Raw genomic sequence first — 1431 nt, forward strand, 5'->3', positions numbered from 1 at the left:
AAGAGCCTCAGGCAGGCAACGGTGGAGCCGGTGCTGGGCACGCTCATCAACTACATGGGACTACGCAAGATCAACACCAGGGGCATTAAACAGGCGCTGAAGGTACTGCTATTGGCAGCTACGGCTTACAACCTGCGGAAACTGATGCGCTTCACCCCAAAAACAAGGCAATCAGCCGTCATGGCACTGCCCAGACCTTACGGAAATGCTTTTCTCATGCTTTTTTAGCTATGGTACTTAGTGAAAAAGTAGGAAAGGAACAGAAGCAAGTATTCTAGCTCTCCATTAGTTAGGAGTTGTGCAACAGCTACCATTGTTAGCCAAAGTGTTTCTTTTAACTTTTTCTCTTTTATTTATTTTTCTGAATTTAAAGACTGTTGCTACAAGTCCAGTTAATACAAACCCCAATAATATTTTATCAACTAATACATTTGGCTCTAAATATAAAAGTTCAAAATAATCGGTGACGGTATTTCTGATAATTTCTACTGTCAAACTGAAGCTTCCTAGTGTTAAGAAATAGAAAATTGAAATGTAGAATAGCTTTTCTTTTCTTAATTCTTTCTTTGATGTCGAATAAGAAATTGCCAATCCTATCATTATCAATGCGAATGGTATTCCTATTATTTGTCCGCCATGTCCATAAGCTGTCCAGATATAACCGAAGCGCAAACAATAAAAAACTGTAAGTAAAATCGCTGCTAAAATTGCTAAACCTTTCATTCTTTACATTTTGGCTAACGGTTAGTATAAAAAACGTGCAAGGCCGTCGGCCGTAGCATGATTTTTATACAATGTTAGCCACTGTTATTTTTTTACTTCTTTATTGAATCTTGGGCTAAATTGGCTTTCTCTAGTAGAAGTTGCTGCTTCCCATTTAATGATTGTGTGTTTTTCCCTTGTTCATTCTTTGGTTCATCTATAGATTTCAGTTCTAACTTTTCTTTTCCTTTGTCAATTTCAGAATATTTTAATAAAGGAACTAAAGAAATCCCTAAAGCTACTAAGGCTACAAAGATTGATGCGGAGCCTATTAAATTGGCTCTTCTTGACAGATTAGTCGATTCTACTGTAGATTGGTGTTGTAATAGGTCAAAATATCCTTCTGGTTCTAAAAAGTATATTGTCGAATTATTTTGAATCGGTTGTTGTCCAATTGGCGTAAAAAACGTAAAATATTTTCTAAAGTATAAGTCGATTACTAATGAGTTGTTAGTTGAATTAAATCCAGAATTTTGCAAATAATCTGTCATTTGCTTTTTAGTAAAGCCGTTGTCAAGATTATTTTTTCCAAACTTAAGCATCTCTATAACGATGTCGGTCATTTTATAATATTTTAATTGTGGCTAACGGCTGGGCTAAACGGCGGCGGAGGCCGTCGGCCGAGGCTGGCGTTTAGCTGTTGTTAGCCAAAGTTTTTCTTTTACTTTT

General features: G+C 36.5%; 3 protein-coding genes. 1 reads left to right on the forward strand and 2 read right to left on the reverse strand.

Going from position 1 to position 1431, the window contains the following annotated elements; all coding sequences use genetic code 11:
• On the forward strand, positions 1-228 hold a 228-nt coding region (locus HHO50_RS20855; RefSeq protein ID WP_219921620.1), incomplete at its 5' end, for a transposase.
• A gap of 57 nt (positions 229-285) precedes the next feature.
• Here the strand turns inward: HHO50_RS20855 and HHO50_RS20860 are convergent.
• Together HHO50_RS20860 and HHO50_RS20865 are read right to left on the reverse strand one after the other, a co-directional pair.
• Positions 286-723, reverse strand: a complete 438-nt coding sequence (locus HHO50_RS20860; RefSeq protein WP_181309081.1) for a hypothetical protein — start codon at positions 721-723, stop codon at positions 286-288.
• 92 nt (positions 724-815) lie between these two features.
• The gene (locus tag HHO50_RS20865) at positions 816-1325 is read right to left on the reverse strand and encodes a hypothetical protein (RefSeq protein WP_181309082.1); all 510 of its coding nucleotides are present in this window, start codon (positions 1323-1325) and stop codon (positions 816-818) included.
• Between the last annotated feature and the right edge of the window lie 106 nt (positions 1326-1431).

Origin of the sequence: Rufibacter sp. XAAS-G3-1 (assembly GCF_013623775.1) — a bacterium.
Taxonomy (GTDB): Bacteria; Bacteroidota; Bacteroidia; order Cytophagales; family Hymenobacteraceae; genus Nibribacter.